This window comes from Luteimonas sp. Soil_C_16 (genome assembly GCF_057657295.1).
The window spans coordinates 535,792-549,662 of record NZ_JBDGIS010000001.1; the positions used below are offsets into that span (position 1 = coordinate 535,792).

The 13,871-nt window shown below is 70.0% G+C and carries 11 protein-coding genes and 1 pseudogene; 6 read left to right on the plus strand and 6 right to left on the minus strand.

The features are described 5' to 3' along the window. Positions 1 to 84 precede the first annotated feature (84 nt). Positions 85 to 1,125, plus strand: a complete 1,041-nt coding sequence (locus AC3A5T_RS02370; protein WP_487627190.1) for a patatin-like phospholipase family protein — start codon at positions 85 to 87, stop codon at positions 1,123 to 1,125. A 431-nt stretch (positions 1,126 to 1,556) separates the two neighbouring features. Here the strand turns inward: AC3A5T_RS02370 and AC3A5T_RS02375 are convergent, their stop codons facing one another. The 4 genes and pseudogenes from AC3A5T_RS02375 to coaBC form a co-directional block, all read right to left on the minus strand. After that, the gene (locus AC3A5T_RS02375; protein ID WP_487627191.1) at positions 1,557 to 2,429 is read right to left on the minus strand and encodes a DNA ligase; all 873 of its coding nucleotides are present in this window, start codon (positions 2,427 to 2,429) and stop codon (positions 1,557 to 1,559) included. Positions 2,430 to 2,761: 332 nt separating this feature from the next. Next, the gene (locus AC3A5T_RS02380) at positions 2,762 to 5,098 is read right to left on the minus strand and encodes a phosphomannomutase/phosphoglucomutase (RefSeq protein ID WP_487627192.1); all 2,337 of its coding nucleotides are present in this window, start codon (positions 5,096 to 5,098) and stop codon (positions 2,762 to 2,764) included. A gap of 12 nt (positions 5,099 to 5,110) precedes the next feature. Further along, positions 5,111 to 5,584: a dUTP diphosphatase gene (gene dut, locus AC3A5T_RS02385; RefSeq protein WP_232136500.1), complete on the minus strand. Its 474-nt coding sequence runs from the start codon at positions 5,582 to 5,584 to the stop codon at positions 5,111 to 5,113. Beyond that, positions 5,581 to 6,797 (minus strand): annotated as a pseudogene (gene coaBC / locus AC3A5T_RS02390) (bifunctional phosphopantothenoylcysteine decarboxylase/phosphopantothenate--cysteine ligase CoaBC). The gene dut and the pseudogene coaBC overlap by 4 nt, the downstream one beginning before the upstream one ends. A gap of 173 nt (positions 6,798 to 6,970) precedes the next feature. Between coaBC and radC the strand changes: the two are divergent. From radC to AC3A5T_RS02410, 4 genes are all read left to right on the plus strand, one after another. Then, a complete protein-coding gene (gene radC / locus AC3A5T_RS02395; protein WP_332078844.1) occupies positions 6,971 to 7,645 on the plus strand; it encodes a RadC family protein in 675 nt (224 codons plus the stop codon). Positions 7,646 to 7,745: 100 nt separating this feature from the next. Next, positions 7,746 to 8,144 carry a YchJ family protein gene (locus tag AC3A5T_RS02400; RefSeq protein WP_487627193.1) on the plus strand — a complete coding sequence of 133 codons (399 nt, stop codon included), beginning with the start codon at positions 7,746 to 7,748 and terminating at the stop codon, positions 8,142 to 8,144. 88 nt (positions 8,145 to 8,232) lie between these two features. Further along, positions 8,233 to 9,498 carry a lytic murein transglycosylase gene (locus AC3A5T_RS02405; RefSeq protein ID WP_487627194.1) on the plus strand — a complete coding sequence of 422 codons (1,266 nt, stop codon included), beginning with the start codon at positions 8,233 to 8,235 and terminating at the stop codon, positions 9,496 to 9,498. A 248-nt stretch (positions 9,499 to 9,746) separates the two neighbouring features. Continuing rightward, on the plus strand, positions 9,747 to 9,974 hold the full coding sequence (locus AC3A5T_RS02410) for a hypothetical protein (protein WP_487627195.1): 228 nt from the start codon (positions 9,747 to 9,749) through the stop codon (positions 9,972 to 9,974). Between the two features lie 86 nt (positions 9,975 to 10,060). On the opposite strand, the gene AC3A5T_RS02415 is transcribed toward AC3A5T_RS02410, so the two are convergent. Continuing rightward, positions 10,061 to 10,501: an I78 family peptidase inhibitor gene (locus AC3A5T_RS02415; protein WP_487627196.1), complete on the minus strand. Its 441-nt coding sequence runs from the start codon at positions 10,499 to 10,501 to the stop codon at positions 10,061 to 10,063. A gap of 102 nt (positions 10,502 to 10,603) precedes the next feature. Here AC3A5T_RS02415 and AC3A5T_RS02420 point away from each other — a divergent pair, with 102 nt between their 5' ends. Continuing rightward, complete coding sequence (locus AC3A5T_RS02420; protein WP_487627197.1) at positions 10,604 to 12,319, plus strand: M28 family metallopeptidase; 1,716 nt, start codon at positions 10,604 to 10,606, stop codon at positions 12,317 to 12,319. A 237-nt stretch (positions 12,320 to 12,556) separates the two neighbouring features. Here the strand turns inward: AC3A5T_RS02420 and tyrS are convergent, their stop codons facing one another. Beyond that, complete coding sequence (gene tyrS / locus AC3A5T_RS02425; protein ID WP_487627198.1) at positions 12,557 to 13,774, minus strand: tyrosine--tRNA ligase; 1,218 nt, start codon at positions 13,772 to 13,774, stop codon at positions 12,557 to 12,559. Positions 13,775 to 13,871 lie beyond the last annotated feature (97 nt).

The following is a 13,871-nucleotide window of genomic DNA, read 5'->3' on the forward strand; positions in this document are numbered from 1 at the left end:
CCGCAAGCACACGCGCGGTGCTTCAGCCGCCGACAGGCGAGACGCCGGTATCCTCGGCGGCACTCCAGAACCGGCGTCCCTCGCATGCGTCTCCGCACCCCGTTCCGCCAGGCGCGTACCGCGCTGCTCGTCGCCGGCCTGTGCGTGCTCGCGGCCTGTGGTCGTGATGACGTGCGTCCGACACCGCCGGTCGCGGTGCAGCCGACGACACCCGCAGCGGTCACACCGCGCCCGCAGCCGGTGCGGATCGGCCTGGCGCTCGGCGGCGGGGCAGCGAAGGGTTTCGCGCACATCGGCGTGATCAAGATGCTGGAAGCCAACGGCATCAAAGCCGACGTCGTGGCGGGCACCAGCGCCGGCAGCGTGGTCGGGGCGCTGTACGCCAGCGGTATGGATCCGTTCCAGATGCAGGAGCGCGCGGTCGCGCTCGACGAGTCGAGCATCCGCGATGTGCGCCTGTTCTCCGGCGGTCTGGTGCAGGGCGTCGCATTGCAGAACTACGTCAACCAGGAAGTCGGCAACCGCACGCTCGACCGCATGCGCATGCCCTTCGCCGCCGTCGCGACGCGACTGGAAACCGGCGACCGCATCGTATTCGTGCGCGGCAATACCGGTCAGGCGGTGCGCGCGTCGAGCAGCGTGCCGGGCGTGTTCGAACCGGTGAAGATCGGCGACCGGCATTACGTCGACGGCGGCGTCGTCAGTCCGGTGCCGGTCGATGCCGCGAAGCAGCTCGGCGCCGACCTGGTGATCGCGGTCGACATCTCCAGCAAGGCCAGCGGCACGATGCCCGGCAGCATGCTCGGCATCGTCAACCAGTCGATCGCGATCATGGGCCAGAACCTCGGGCGCCAGGAACTCGCGCGCGCCGACGTGGTGATCCGTCCGCAGGTCAACGACATCGGCCCGGCGAGTTTCGAGCAGCGTAACGCGGCGATCCTGCAGGGCGAACGCGCCGCGCTGGCCGCGATGCCGCAGATCCGCGCGAAGATCGCCGAACTCGAGCGCGCCCGCGTCGCTGCACGCACGCCGGTCAAGCCGGTGGAACCGGAACCGGTCGACATCGACTGCGGCGACAGCTGGGTGCGCCGCCTCAATCCGTTCGCGAAGGAACGGGCCTGCTGAGCGGGTGTTGGTTGGTGGTTGGTGGTTGCTGGCTGCGCGTCGGTGACTCTGTACTTCGCGTCGGCGCATGTTTTCTTGCGCGACGCAATGCAACGGATTACGGCTTTAGAGCCCCTCTCCCTCCGGGAGAGGGGTTGGGGTGAGGGCTAACGCTCGCGGCTTACTTCGCTGCCGCAATGTTGCCAGCGTTGTGCCGACGCGTTGCTGGTGACGATTGGTGGAGCTCGGATGCGTCCCCGCGCGGGCTTGGCAGTTGCGGGACGCACTGCCAACCGCGAGTCGTCTGAGAGCGGCAGAACGATCACACGATCAAACGCAGGCATCTCCGCGAGGGGCCGCCCCCTCACCCCACCATTTGCTTTGCAAATGGTCCTCCCCTCTCCCAGCGGGAGAGGGGCCTAGGTTGTCATCCGCTGCGCGGATGACGCTTTCTAGTGGGGCATCTCATCGCGGATGCGCAGGAAGCGCGCGAAGCGCGGCAGGCCCGTCGACGTCAGGCCGTTGTAGCGATACGTGACCCAACTGCCGAGCGGCGGTGGATCGGCGCGTTGCGCATCGGTGAAGCCGGTGCCGATGCGGAACTGGCGGCCGTCGTGATGTTCGACGACGAGCGCGCCGAGCATGCCCGTGTACTTGCCCTTGCCGGGCGCATGCGCGAGCACGCGCGCTTCGGCATCGTCGTGCGGCTTGAATTTGAGCAGCGCGTTGCTGCGGCCGACGCCGTAGCGCGCATCGGCGTGGTGCAACATCAGACCTTCGCCACCGGCTGCAACGACCTGCGCCAGACGCGCATCGAGTGCGGCGCGCGATGCGACGCGGTCCTGTTCGACCATGCGCAGCTGCGGATGCGCGGTCCGCGCGATGAGCGTCCGCATCGTGGCGACACGGTCGGCGAACGGTCCCGGATGCGCGGGCAGGTCGAACACCATGAAGCGCACCGCCTCCCACGCCGCAGGGTCGGGCCGCGTACTGCGTGCGATGCCGCTGACGACGTCGAACCGGTTGCGCGCGATCCACAGTTCGCCGTCCATCGGTGTCGCCGGCCAGCCCTGCACGAAGCCCGGCGGCGCCGCGATGCGATGTCCGCCGCGCGTCCACAGCGCCCGGCCGTCCCATCGGGCGCGCACACCATCGAGTTTCTCGCTGACGAAGTACGCAGGCACGTCGATCGGCATGGTGCCGAGATCGCGCGCGAGCATCAGCGCGGGCGGCGAGGGCGTGGCGGCCTGCAACGCGGTGGAGACCGCACACAGCAGCAGAATCGAGGCGAGCGAGAGGCTTCGAAGTGCATGGCGGAGCGGCATCGGCGGACTCCGGTGGATTCGGGCAGCCAGCATGCGATGCGGATGCGAGGCGTTGGGATCGCCTCAGGAAGTGAAACATCGTCGGCGGGGCCCGCAGTCCGATGTGGGATTCCGGGCACGAGATGCCATGACTGCGTTCGCAGGATGGGTCGAGCGCAGCGAAACCCATCGTCTGTGCTCCACGGATGTAATGCGTCGAAGCGCTTCGTCGCCTGACGCGTTTTTCCGCAAAGGGGCCGCCCTCACCCCACCATCGGCATCCGCCGATGGTTCCCTCGTTCCCGTTGAAGGGAGAGGGGCCAACGTGTCTCCGCCGTAGGCGGAAGACGCGCTTAGAAGGGCAACGCCAGACCGGGATCGATCGCCAGCAGCTGCTGGCGGAAGGTCTGCTGGATGCGCACGAGCGCATCGCGGGTGTCGGCGTCGAAGCGCAGCACCAGCACCGGCGTGGTATTCGACGCACGCACCAGCCCCCAGCCGTCGGGCCAGTCGGCGCGCACGCCGTCGATCGTCGACAGGCGCGCGCCGTCGAATGCGGATTCGGCCTGCACGCGGGCGACGAAGCTGTGCGGATCGTCGTTGGGCGCGGGCACCTTGATCTCGGGCGTCGAGATGCCGTTGGGCAGCGCCTTGAGCACTGCCGACGGGTCATCGTCGAGCGCGAGGATCTCGAGCAGACGCGCGGCGGCGTAGATGCCGTCGTCGAAGCCGTACCAGCGCTCGGCGAAGAAGAAGTGGCCGCTCATCTCGCCGGCCAGTTCGGCGCCGGTCTCGCGCATCTTGGCCTTGATCAGCGAGTGGCCGGTCTTCCACATCAGCGGGCTGCCGCCGTGGCGCAGCACATGGCCGGGCAGGCGGCCGGTGCACTTCACGTCGAAGACGATCATCGCGCCCGGATTGCGTTCCAGCACGTCGGCCGCGAACAGCATCAGCAAGCGGTCGGCGAAGATGTTCTCGCCGTCCTTCGTGACCACGCCGAGGCGGTCGCCGTCGCCGTCGAATGCGATGCCGAGGTCCGCGTCGAAACGCTGCACCGTGCGCACCAGGTCTTCGAGGTTCTGCGGCTCGCTCGGATCGGGATGGTGGTTCGGGAACGTGCCGTCGATGTCGCAGTACAGCGGCACGACTTCGGCGCCGATCGCTTCCAGCACGCGCGGGCCGAGTTCGCCGGCCACACCGTTGCCGGCATCGACGACGATCTTCAGCGGACGCGCGATCTGGATGTCGTCGGCGATGCGCCGCACGTAGTCCTCGCTGATGTCGCGCTCCGACACCGCGCCCGGCTGCGGCGCCGTGTGCAGGCGGTCGTCGGCGACGCGCGTGTGCAGATCGGTGATCGCATCGCCCGACAGTGTCTCGCCACCGACGACGATCTTGAAGCCGTTGTAGTCCGGCGGGTTGTGGCTGCCGGTCACCGAGATGCAGCAGCCGGTGCGCAGGTGATACGCGCCGAAGTAGATCAGCGGCGTCGGCGCCATGCCGATGTCGATGACGTTGCGCCCGGCCTTGCGCAGACCGGCGATCAGGCCGGCGACGAGATCCGGACCCGACAGGCGGCCGTCGCGGCCGACGACGATGTCGGCCAGATCCTGTTCGCGCATCAGCGAGCCGACGGCCTGGCCGATCAGTTCGGCGACGCCCGCATCGAGCGTCGTGCCGACCACGCCGCGGATGTCGTAGGCGCGGAAGATCGACGGGTCGAGGATCACCGACGACGCCGCGGCCTTCTTCTTCGGCGCCTCGCTGCGCACGGGCACAGGCGCCGGCGCGATGCCGTCCTCGCCTTCGACACCTTCTGCCGGCGTGCGCAGCGCCTCGGCGAACGTCGGCGTGGTGTCTTCGGCCTTGGCGACCGACGTGGCGCCGCGCGGCAGTCGGTACACCACCACCGCGAACAGCAGGAACACGCCCGCACCGGCGAGCTGTGGGATCGCACCCAGACCCAGCAACGGCGGGTCGACGCGCGGCACGGCGGCGGCGATGCGCAGCGGCGTGCCGGGGATCGGCTGGGCCATGCGCGCCGCGACGTTGGACAGGCCTTCGTCGCCGCGCGAGAGCAGCGTGTGGTTGCCCTGGCGCAGCGCGAGATAGGTCGCGCCGTCCAGCGGTGCGGCTTCGAGACCGGCGGTCGCGAGCGCCATCGGCAGTTGCGCCAGGGCGACGCCGGCCAGGCGCGTGTCGACACGCGCGGGCGCGGCGATCAGCACGCGCGGCGCGCCGTCGATCTGGGCGATGGCGAGTACGGCGCGGTCCTCGACCAGCGCCGCTTCGAGCGCGGACAGACGACCGAAGCCGCCATCGTCCAGACCCGCGTAGGCGTCCTTGAGATCGGCCGGCACGATCGTGGCGGCTTCGAGCTGCGGCCAGTCGGCGGCGAGCGCGGTGCCGGCCGCGGCGAGGTCGCCCGTCGCCAGCGCGCGCTGCACGGCGGCATCGGCGATGCGCGCGTCGATGCGCTTGAGTTCCGCGCCCAGTGACTGCTGCGTCGCGCCGACCGCGGCATCGCGTCCCTGTTCGGCGGCGGCGGTGCGCTGTTCGCCGCGCAGCTGCTGCCAGCCGTTCCAGGCGAACCACAGCGCCAGCACGGCCAGCAGCACGGCCAGCAATGGTGCGGCCTGGCGCAGCTGCGCCAGTACTGCCGCCGCCTGTCGCGGTTCCTTCTCGCTCATCTGCATTCCCCGTCAGCGCACGCCGGAATGGCCGAACCCCCCGGCCCCGCGCGTGGTTTCGGCGAAAGTATCCACCACATTCAGGGTCGCCCGCACGACCGGAAGCATGACCAGCTGCGCAATCCGGTCGCCCGGCTCGATCGTGAAGGCGTCCTTGCCGCGGTTCCAGATGCTGATCATCAGCGGGCCCTGGTAGTCGGCGTCGATCAGGCCGGTGCCGTTGCCGAGCACGATGCCGTGCTTGTGGCCCAGGCCCGAGCGCGGCAACACCACGGCGCAGAGGCCGGAATCGCCGATGTGGATCGACAGGCCCGACGGCAGCAGCGACACATCGCCCGGCAGCAAGGTCAGCGGTTCGTCGAGCGCGGCGCGCAGGTCGAGACCGGCGCTGCCGTCGGTGGCGTAGGCCGGCAGCGGCCACTGCTGGCCGAAGCGCGCGTCGAGCACGCGGACGTCGAGGACATGGTGCGTGGCGGCAGTACTCATCGCGGATCCTGTGTGAGGCGGGCGGCGACCAGCGCGACCAGACGGTCGGCGATCTCGGCCTTGGAAGCGGGGCCCAATTGCACGTGGCCTGCGGCGTCGTGCACCAGCAGCGTGTTGTCGTCGCCTTCGAACCCGCTGCCGGCGATGCCGACACGGTTGGCGGCGATCAGATCGACGCGCTTGGCGGCGAGCTTGCCGCGCGCGTTGACGTCGACATCGTCGGTCTCGGCAGCGAAACCGACGACCAGCTGTGGGCGCGGGTCGGCGACGGCGACGTCGGCGAGGATGTCGCGGGTGCGCACCAGATGCAGATCGAGGCCGTCCTCGCCCGGACGCTTCTTGATCTTCGACGGGGCGATCTGCGCCGGGGTGAAGTCCGCGACCGCCGCGGCGCCGATGTAGAGGTCGGCCGGCAACGCGTCGAACACGGCGGCATGCATCTGCGCGGCCGAGCGCACGTCGATGCGCTGCACGCCGTCGGGCGTCGGCAGGTGCACCGGGCCGGCGACCAGCACCACGTCGGCGCCGGCACGCTGCGCGGCGGCGGCAATCGCGAAGCCCATCTTGCCGCTGCTGCGGTTACCGAGGAAGCGGACCGGATCGAGGTCTTCGAACGTCGGGCCGGCGGTGACCAGCACACGGCGCCCGGTGAGCAACGTGCTCATACCGGCAGCGCGGCCACGATCGCCTGCGGCTCGGCGAGACGGCCGGGGCCGGATTCGCCCTCGGCCAGCGGACCGTCGTCGGGGCCGATCACCTGCACGCCGCGTTCGCGCAGCAGCGCGATGTTCGCCTGCGTCGCCGGATGCAGCCACATGCGGTGGTTCATCGCCGGGCACACGGTCAGCGGCGCCGTGGTCGCCAGGCACAGCGTGGTCACGAGGTTGTCGGCGAAGCCCTGCGCGAGCTTGGCGAGCGTGTTCGCCGTCGCCGGCGCCACGACCACGCGGGTCGCCCAGCGCGCGAGTTCGATGTGACCCATCGCGGCTTCCGCGCCCGGATCCCACAACGTGGTGCGCACGGCATTGTGCGAGACGGCCTGGAAGGTCGTTGCGGATACGAAATGCTGCGCGCTCTCGGTCATCGCCACGCGGACCTCGGCGCCGGCGTCGCGCAGGCGGCGGACCAGGTCCGCGGCCTTGTACGCGGCGATGCCGCCACACACGCACAGCAGGATGCGCTGCCCGTGCAGCAGGGTCGATGCGGCGCCCATCGTCGGCGTTGTCCTACCGGAAAACCGGCCGACAGCTTACCCGAAGCGATGTCCGCAGCCGCTGCCGGGCCTGCGCCGCGCGCGCTGCAATGGAGGCCTCGCCGGTCCGGGCGCGGCGCGCATCCTTCCCCTGGGACGCGACGCCCCGCACCGGCGTTCCGTCTGGAGACCGCATGCACATCCGCGAATGGCCGGCCGGCGAACGGCCGCGCGAGAAACTGCTGGGACAGGGCGCGGCCGCGCTATCGGATGCCGAACTGCTGGCGATCTTCCTCGGCTCGGGCCTGCGCGGGCAGGATGCAGTGGCGACCGCGCGGCAGCTGCTCGCCGCGCACGGACCGTTGCGCGCGCTGATCGAACGCGGCGCCGCCGGGCTCGCCGCGCTGCCCGGCCTCGGTCCCGCACGCGCCTGCGCACTGACGGCGGCGCTGGAACTCGGCAACCGCGTGCTCGCCGCCGATCTCGCGCGCGGCGAGGCGATGACCGACCCCACCGCCGCCGGCCGCTATTTCTCGCAGCGTCTGCGCGGCTTCGCCCACGAGGTCTTCGCCGTGCTGTTCCTCGACAGCAGGCACCGCGCGCTGGCCTTCGAGGAACTCTTCCGCGGCACGATCGACGGCGCCGAAGTGCATCCGCGCGAGGTCGTGCGTCGCGCACTGGCGCACAACGCCGCGGCGGTGATCGTGGGCCACAACCATCCCAGCGGCAGCCGCGAACCCAGCGCCGCGGATCGCGCGGTGACGGCGCAGCTCAAGCAGGCGCTGTCGCTGGTCGACGTGCGGCTGCTCGATCACTTCGTCGTCGGCGATGGCGCGGCGGTCTCACTGGCGGCGCGCGGATGGGTGTGAGCATCGACCGCGCGCATCGAACGGCACACGCGACGCCGCGTGCGGCGGTTCCGCGTGCACACTGGTTGGCGCGCCGCTGGCGCGGCCGCACACTGGCGCGATGCCGACACTCGACATCACGCCCGCTGCGCCCTGCCCTTGCGGCCGCCCGCGCACCTACGCCGACTGCTGCAAGCCGCTGCACGACGGTGCCGCTTCGCCGGACGCCGAAGCCCTGATGCGTTCGCGCTACGTCGCCTATGTGCAGCGGGATGCGGACTATCTGCGCGCGAGCTGGCACGCGTCGACGCGTCCGGACGATCTCGGCTTCGACGATCCGCAGCCAGTCTGGCTCGGCCTCGACGTCAAGGCGCACGACGTGATCGATGCCGACCATGCCGAAGTCGCGTTCGTCGCGAAGTACCGCATCGGTGGCGGCAGCGTGGTGCGCATGCGCGAGCGCAGCCGCTTCGTGCGCGAGGATGGGCGCTGGGTCTACGTCGATGGCGACGTCGGCTGAGCGCACCGTGAAACCGGCGCCGGCGCGGGGATGCGCCCGCCACGCCGGCTCGTGCACAGTGGTCGCCCCGCCCGCGCAGGCCGCCCGCATGTTCCGTCTTCCGACGCCTCGTCTTCCGATCCCCGCGCGCCTCGCGCTGTCCGGCCTGCTGCTGTGTGCAGGCGGCGCCGCCGCGCAGACACCCGCCACGCCGGCGCCGGCTGCGGCACCGGCTTACGACGCCGCCGCGTTCGCGCGCTGCATCGCCGGCATCCGCGGCGACGCGGCCAAGGCCGGCATTCCGCAGGCGGCGTTCGACCAGCTTGCTGACGTGACGCCTGACATGACGGTGCTGCCGTTGCTCGATTCGCAGCCCGAATTCACCACGCCGCTGTGGGATTACCTCGCTGGTCTCGTCGATGACGAACGCGTCGCCGATGGCCGCGCGCGTCTGGTCGAGCATCGCGCGCTGCTCGATCGCGTGGCCGCGCAGTACGGCGTCGATGCCGAGACCGTGGTCGCGATCTGGGGTGTGGAGAGCGACTACGGCCGCATCTCCGGCAAGCGGCCGCTGCGCGTGTCGCTGGCGACACTGGCCTGCAACGGCCGCCGCCAGCCGTTTTTCCGCAGCGAGTTCGTCGCCCTGCTCAAGCTGATGCACGACGGTGATCTGCGCAACCGCGACACCACCGGCTCCTGGGCCGGCGCGTTCGGGCACACGCAGTTCATGCCGAGCACCTACGCGCGCATCGCGGTCGATTTCGACGGCGACGGCCGCCGCGATCTGGTCGACAGCATTCCCGATGCGCTGGCGTCGACGGCGAACTACCTCAAGCGTTCGCGTGCCGGCTGGAAGACGGGCCAGCCCTGGGGTTACGAGATCAAGCTGCCGGCCGGTTTCGACACCGCGCAGGCCGGCCGCACGAATCGCCGGACCGTCGCCGACTGGACCGCGCGCGGCATCACCCGCGTCGACGGCGGCGCGCTGCCGGCCGGCAATACGCAGGCGGCGATTCTCGTGCCCACCGGCGCCAAAGGCCCGGCCTTCATCGTCTTCAGCAACTACGACGCGATCTTTTCCTACAACGCCGCCGAGAGCTACGCGCTGGCGATCGCCACGCTCGCGGACCGCCTGCGTGGCGGCAGCGGGTTGCAGACGCCGTGGCCGACCGACGATCCGGGCCTGTCACGCGCGCAGCGCCGCGAACTGCAGACGCTGCTGCTCGCGCGGGGCCATGCGATCGGCGAGGTGGACGGCATGATCGGCACCGCGACGCGACGCGCGATCCAGAACGAACAGCGGCGCATCGGCCTGACGCCCGACGACGGCCGCGCCGGCGTGCGGATTCTCGATGCGCTGAAAGCGGGCCGCTGATTCCGCGCGTACCGGCAGGCTTCACAGGATGGGTCGAGCGCAGCGAAACCCATCGTTGCAACGCGGGCGCACCGACAGCGACGATTGAAATCGCAGAATCGAGTGCGCAGCGGGTCAACGGGAAGCTGCTCGAACCAGGCGCGATGGGTTTCGCTGCGCTCGACCCATCCTACGTTCGACCTCGAACCGTATTTGCGGGGCTTCGTACGATCTGCGATCGTCGAATCTCCATCGCATCGAGACACCACATGCGCATTCCCGTCATCGCCGGCGCGGTCCTGCTGCTCGCTGGCTGCGGCTCCTACGAGTACCGCGACAACAGCGCCGCGGTCGACGGCAACCCCTTGTGCATGAGCCGGCCGAGCCAGCCCGGCGAACCGGTGTCGCGCGATTGCGAGCGCGATGCCAGCGGTCGCTGGAGCAGCGAGCGTGACGGCCAGCCTGTGGACTTCAAGCGCACGCGCGACGACCGCTGATCGATCTCCTTCGCGGATGCATGGCCCGCAACGCAGAACGCCCGGCGCGAGCCGGGCGTTCGGGTTGTCGCAGCGGACGAACCGGATCAGCCGCAGCGGAAGCCGGTGATCTTGCCGCTCGCGTCGAGATCGATGTTCAGCCGGTCGGGGCGGAAATCCATCGTCGCCATGTCGGTCGGGCCCAGCGCGCGGTGCGACTTGGCGCCGGAATCCTGCACGGCCTTGGCGTAGACCGTCTCGCTGCCCTGGGTGCCGATCAGGCTCTGCACCGCTTCGGTATCGCAAGGCGTTTCGCCCGGCACTTCGGTCGGCGGCGCCGCGGCCTCGGGCGTATCGCCGATCTCGGCCTGCGCGGTTTCGGTTTCGATCGCGCTGCCGGCGCCGGTGTCGGCATCGGCCGCGGTCGCGGCGGGCTGTTCTTCTTCGAAGCCTTCTTCAGGCGCGGGCGTGCAGGCCGACAGGGCCAGCAGCGGAACGAGGGCAGCGGCCAGCAGAGCCGGCGGCGCAATGCGGAAACGACGGATCATCGAGTGCTCCTGGAGGGGGGAACCGGCGGCCACTGTAGCCAATCGGCGGCGGCCTCGGCCACTTGCGGCATCATGGCCGGCACCTCGTTCACGGATTTTCCGATGTCCCGACCGCGTTGCCTGACCGCCCTCGCCTGCGCGCTGCTGCTCGCTGCCTGCACCCCGTCGACGCCCGCCGCGCCCGATGCGGACGCGTCCAGCGCTGCGCTTGCGGCCGCCGACATTCCCGGCGGCGGCATCCAGTCCGACAACCTCGCGCGGCATCTGTCGGTGCTGGCGTCCGACAAATTCGAAGGCCGCGCGCCGACCACCGAAGGCGAGCGCCTGACCGTCGACTACATCAGCGCGCAGTTCGCGGAAGCAGGCCTCGAGCCCGGCGGCGATGATGGCGGCTGGACCCAGGCGGTCACGCTGGAACGCAGCGTCATCGACGGTCCGGTGACGGCGCAGTTGCACGTCGGCGGCGCCACCCGCGAGCTGGCCAATGGCGACGACATCGCGGTCGAAACCCTGCGCCCGGGCACGGGCGTCGACCTGTCGGGCACGCCGCTGGTGTTCGCCGGCTACGGCATCACCGCGCCGGAACTCGACTGGGACGATTACGCCGGGCTCGATGTCGCCGGCAAGGTCGTCGTCGTGCTGATCAACGATCCGGATTTCGAGGCCGCCGAGCCCGGTCGCTTCGGCGGTCGCGCGCTGACCTGGTATGGCCGCTGGACCTACAAGTACGAAGAGGCCGCGAAGCGCGGCGCAGCCGGCGTGCTGATCGTGCACGAGACCGAGCCGGCCTCGTATCCGTGGGCGACGGTGCGCAACGGCCGCGCCGGACCGCAGTACGACATCGTGCGCGCCGACGCCGAGTCCCATCACCTGCCGATGCGCGGCTGGATTCAGCGCGGCGTGGCCGAGCAGCTGTTCAAGGACGCCGGACTCGATTTCGAGGCCGAGAAGCGCCGCGCGCAGCAGCACGGCTTCAAGGGCGGTGCGCTGGGCGATGCCACGCTGGATCTCGCCTTCGCGGTCAAGCGCGACCGCGTGATCAGCCACAACGTCGTCGGCGTGCTGCCGGGTGCGTCGCGTCCCGACGAGACCGTGATCCTGTCGGGCCACTGGGACAGCTTCGGCGTCGGTGAACCCGACGACAGCGGCGACGCGATCATCAACGGCGCGGTCGACAACGCCACCGCGATCGCCTCGATGATCGAACTCGCCCGCGTCTTCGCCGCCGGCCCGCGCCCGGCGCGCACGCTGCAGTTCATCGCGCTGACGGCGGAAGAGAACGGCCTGCTCGGCGCGACCTACTACGCCGCCAACCCGCTGCGCCCGCTGGAGACCACGGCCGCAGTGCTCAACATGGAAATGTGGAGTCCGGACGGGGAAACGCACGACATCTCGTCCTGGGGCAAGGGCCGCGTATCCCTGGAACGCGATCTCGCCACGGCGGCCGCGGTCGATGGTCGCGGCTGGTCGCCGGATCCGAATCTCGAAGCCGGCCTGTTCTACCGCGCCGACCATTTCGCGTTTGCCCAGGCCGGCGTGCCGGCGATCACGATCGGCCCCGGCATGGACCAGCTCGATGGCGGCGTCGAAGGCGGCAAGGCGGCACGCGCCGATTATTTCGCCCACCGCTATCACCAGCCGGGCGACGCCTTCGACGACAGCTGGGACATGGCCGGCCCGACCGCCGACACGCGCACGGTCTACCGCCTGGCCGAAGCGCTGGCGAACGGCGAGACCTGGCCGGCGTGGGACGCGGACAGCGAGTTCAGCGCGCGCCGGGTGACGAGTGATGCGGCGCGGGCGACGCCGGCGCAGTGATGCTTGAAGCCCTCCTCCGTTTACGGGGGAGGGTTGGGTGGGGGCAAGGCGTCAGGTTGCGGCGAGACAGGGCGCGCAGATGCCGCAGGTCGTCCACGCTCCGTCAATTACCTTGGTACGTCGAGCTTGCCCCCATCCCAACCTTCCCCCGCACGCGGGGGAAGGAGTGGATTACGGCGTGTCCAGAATCAGCTGAGACACGACACTAATCACGCCGCATGCGCGGAGGAGCAGAGCTCAGCCTGCGACGAGTCTGATGCGCGCGAAATTGCGCTTGCCGACCTGCAGCACGCCTTCGAAGCCGGGCTTGAATTCCAGCCCCGCGTCGTCGATCACCGCGCCGTCAACCTTGACCGCGCGCTCTTTCAGCTTGCGGCTGGCTTCCGAATTGCTCGGCGTGATGCCAGCCGCCGTCAGCAGCGCGCCGATGCGCAGACCCTCAGTGGGCACGGTCACGTCCTGCAGCGGCAGCAGCGACACGTCGCCTTCGCCGGAGATCGCGACCTGCCAGCCGCGGATCGCGAGCTCGGCCGCATCGGCGTCGTGGAAGCGCGTCGCGAGTTCGCGCGCCAGGCGCAGCTTCACGTCGCGCGGGTTCAAGGTGCCGGCCTCGACCTGCGCCTTCAGCGCCCTGGCCTCGTCGATGCCGATCTCGAAGCTCAGCAGTTCGATCCAGTCCCACATCAGCGCATCGCCGATCTTCATGGTCTTGTTGACCATGTCGATCGCCGGCTCGGTCACGCCGATGTAGTTGCCGAGCGACTTGCCCATCTTGTTGACGCCGTCGAGCCCGACCAGCAGCGGCATCGTCAGCACGATCTGCGGCGCCTGACCGTGGCTTTCCTGCAGGCCGCGGCCCATCAGCAGGTTGAACTTCTGGTCGGTGCCGCCGCATTCGACGTCGGCCTGCAGCGCGACCGAGTCGTAGCCCTGCACCAGCGGGTAGAGGAATTCGTGGATCGCGATCGGCTGCTGGCCGGCGTAGCGCTTGGCGAAATCGTCGCGCTCGAGCATCCGCGCCACGGTGTGCGAGGACGCGAGGCGGATCATGTCGGCCGCGCCCATCGTGCCGAACCATTCGGAATTGAAGCGGACCTCGGTCTTCGCCTCGTCCAGCACCTTGAACACCTGCGCCTTATAGGTCTCGGCGTTGGCCAGCACGTCCTCGCGGCTCAGCGACTTGCGGGTCGCGCTCTTGCCGGACGGGTCGCCGATCATCCCGGTGAAGTCGCCGATCAGGAAGATCACCTGGTGGCCGAGGTCCTGGAACTGGCGCAGCTTGTTGAGCAGCACCGTGTGGCCCAGATGCAGGTCCGGCGCGGTGGGGTCGAAACCGGCCTTGATCCGCAGCGGGCGGCCGAGCTTCAGGCGCGCTTCGAGGTCGTCACGCTTGAGGATCTCGTCCGTGCCGCGGGCGATTAGATCGAGGGGAGCGGTGGCGGGCTGCAGGGACATCGGTGCGGGGATCTCGTGGATGGCTGAAAAGTGAATGCGGACACGCCAGGTTAAGGCTTCGTTATCCGGTGAACGGGGTAAAAATTCCAGTCCGGTC